A 2,789-nucleotide genomic window follows, 5' to 3' on the forward strand; every position below is an offset into this window, starting at 1 on the left:
GACTTTGGGACCGTCCTTATCACCAGTTCAGTGCTGTTGCCAAAGGAAACCAGCTGTTCCCCATCTGCCTCCGTTTTTTTCCATTTCAAGATCAATTTGCAAAAATTGATTTCCAACAGCATCGAATTTACAATCCCTGTACCAGGGAAAAATCCACATTTCCTCCGGAAAGGATAAACACCACTTTGTCTTCCGGTTTGAAGGCCAGTTTCCCGCTCTGGATGGCCGCCAGACCAATGGTGGAGGAGGGTTCGGCCAGGACCTTGCCTTCTGTAAGGAGCAGCTTCATGGCTGGGAGCAGAGCATCTTCCGGCACGTCGATGACCTGGTCCACTTTATCCCGGACAAGGGGGAAGGTTTTGTCTCCCGGGCACAGGGTAGCCACTCCGTCGGCAATGGTATCCGCCTGAGGAACTTCTATGGGCCGCCCTTCTTTCAGGCTTACGGTGAAACGGGGGATCCGGTCCGGTTCGCAGGCAACGACCCGGGTTTCCGGACGGATGCCTTTGACAGCCGTGGCAATCCCGCTGGTAAGACCGCCCCCGCCCAGAGGAACAACCACTCCATCCGGATCCGGCAGATCTTCGAAGATTTCCAGTGCAATGGTCCCTTGACCGGCCATGACATCATAATCATTGAACGGTGGCACATAGCAAAGTCCCTGTTCGTCCCGCATCCTTTCCGCAATGGCAAAACGCTGGGACTTTTCACACAGGATCACATTGGCCCCCAGGTCACGGACGGCCTGGATCTTGATGGCCGGCGCATGTTCCGGGATGACCACCGTAGCCTGGATTCCCAGCATTTTTGCCCCATAGGCCACGCCCCTGCCATGATTGCCGCTGGAAGCCGTGACCACACCTTTTGCCCGTTCTTCCGGAGTCAGCTGCAGGATCCGGTTCAGAGCCCCCCGGATCTTGAAAGAATGGGTCAGCTGCATGCATTCTGCCTTCACATAGACCTGACAGCCCAACAGAGCATCCAGAGACGGAAGACGGAGCAGCGGCGTGTGCAGCACATAGGGCCGGAGCCGGTTCTGTGCCTGAAAGATGGATTCAAGAGTCAGCATGATACAACCTCCTTCAAGTCAACGATAATTCCTTTTCAGCCTGCCAGCAGGATTTTTATCCGGCTTACCTCTCCACAATCTCCGCTTCCTTCACCGCCGGCTGGCCCAGCCAGGCCAGGGCCTGGTCCAGGTCCAGGGTGACTTTTCCCTCTTCGTTTACAAAGGCGGGGATGCCAATGAAGGAACGGCCGTTTGCCCCTTCCCGGGCCGGGGCAAAGGCAGCTTCCCGGTCCCGGAGGGTAAGGAAGTCTTTCATATTGTCAGTATTCGCCGTCATGTCGATGAACCGGAACTTGTCCTCCAGATTCCGGGCCTTCAGGATGGCCAGGGTATTCCGGCAGTCGATACAGATTTCACTTCCATAAAACAGGATCATGGTGTCTCGCTCCTTTTTGTCTCTTTTGACCGTATTGTACCGGGTAGAGGAAAGGAATGCAAGGGGGACAGCAGCCCTGCAGCAGCTTTAATTTCCGAACTGCACATCTTTACTTATAAAAATAGTTCAGTATAAGCAGACGCTTATACTTATTTTCCTGTATCATTCCTAACAAGTTTAACATTTCTTTACGAACCATTCACATATTTTTTGACTTTTTGTGAATAATCAGCTACACTGACCTTGTTCTGTTCATTATGAATCCGGAACCATTCTAAAAAAGGAAGTGCATGTCCATGAAGCTGAAGAAACTGGAAAAAGTCCTTGCGGTAACTGCCCTATCCCTGAGTTTCTCCCTGGGGATGGCCTATGATGTCCATGCCATGGTGGGAGGGAAACCGGTGATCGGGATTTCCTGGAAGAGCAACAAACAGGATTATGCGGCCTTCAAAAAGATCATCGAACTGGCCGGCGGGGTTCCGGTGGAACTGGGCCAGATCAAAAGCACGGATGTGAAATATGACAGCGACGGTGCCGTGGACAAATCTGCCCTGGAAAAATCCGGCATGCTGAAGCAGAAATACGCCAACAAGATCAAAGCCAAAGACTTTGCCAAAACCAACATCGCCACGGTGATGCAGGGTGTGGACGGGGTCTTCGGTACCGGCGGAGAGGACATCAGCCCGTCCCTGTACAAAGATGCGGAAAAGGAAAAGAACCACGGGGAAGGGATCAACGCCACCCGGGATATTTCCGACTATACCCTCCAGGCCTACTGCCTGGCCAACAACATCCCTACTTTGGATGTATGCCGCAGCGAACAGATGCTGGGGGTTGTCTCCGGAGCCAAAATGATCCAGGATCTGACGGATTACTACAAGGAACAGGGGAAGACCTATCATGACGACTTCCACCGGATGCCTCCGGGAACCCCCAACCGGGATTATGCCCGTCATGATGTGCACATCCTGCCGGCCCATTCCCATCTCCGGGAAATCGTGGGAGCTGACGAACTGAAGAACGTTTCTTCCTGGCACCATCAGGCTATCGGCAGCATCACCGGAACGGATCTGGTCCAGACGGCAGAAACTACCTACAATGGCATTTCCATCATCGAAGGGGTGGAATATCCCAAGAACACCTTTACGGTGGCTCTCCAGTTCCATCCGGAAAACGACCTGAAACAGGTGCTGATCAACAAAAAAGACGCCAAAGACTACTGCGACACCAAAGTGTCCCTGAAATTTTTCCAGGCCCTGGTGAAAGCGGCAGCGGATAAGGCGACGAAATAAAAAAAGGGGCGCAGGCCCCTTTTTTTGTCAGCGGTCAATGGTCAATTGTCAA

3 protein-coding genes are annotated in these 2,789 nt (G+C 52.9%); 1 reads left to right on the forward strand and 2 read right to left on the reverse strand.

The features are described from left to right. Window positions 1-127: 127 nt before the first annotated feature. Together QVO43_RS00050 and QVO43_RS00055 are read right to left on the reverse strand one after the other, a co-directional pair. Window positions 128-1,069 (reverse strand): threonine ammonia-lyase, encoded by a 942-nt coding sequence (locus QVO43_RS00050; protein ID WP_022486604.1) that lies wholly within the window; start codon window positions 1,067-1,069, stop codon window positions 128-130. A 64-nt stretch (window positions 1,070-1,133) separates the two neighbouring features. Then, window positions 1,134-1,445, reverse strand: a complete 312-nt coding sequence (locus tag QVO43_RS00055; RefSeq protein ID WP_022486605.1) for a hypothetical protein — start codon at window positions 1,443-1,445, stop codon at window positions 1,134-1,136. A 296-nt stretch (window positions 1,446-1,741) separates the two neighbouring features. Between QVO43_RS00055 and QVO43_RS00060 the strand changes: the two genes are divergently transcribed. Then, window positions 1,742-2,737 carry a gamma-glutamyl-gamma-aminobutyrate hydrolase family protein gene (locus tag QVO43_RS00060; protein WP_229778445.1) on the forward strand — a complete coding sequence of 332 codons (996 nt, stop codon included), beginning with the start codon at window positions 1,742-1,744 and terminating at the stop codon, window positions 2,735-2,737. Window positions 2,738-2,789 lie beyond the last annotated feature (52 nt).

The sequence above is a fragment of the Acidaminococcus sp. CAG:542 genome, assembly GCF_000437815.1.
In the GTDB taxonomy this organism is placed as follows: Bacteria; Bacillota; Negativicutes; order Acidaminococcales; family Acidaminococcaceae; genus Acidaminococcus.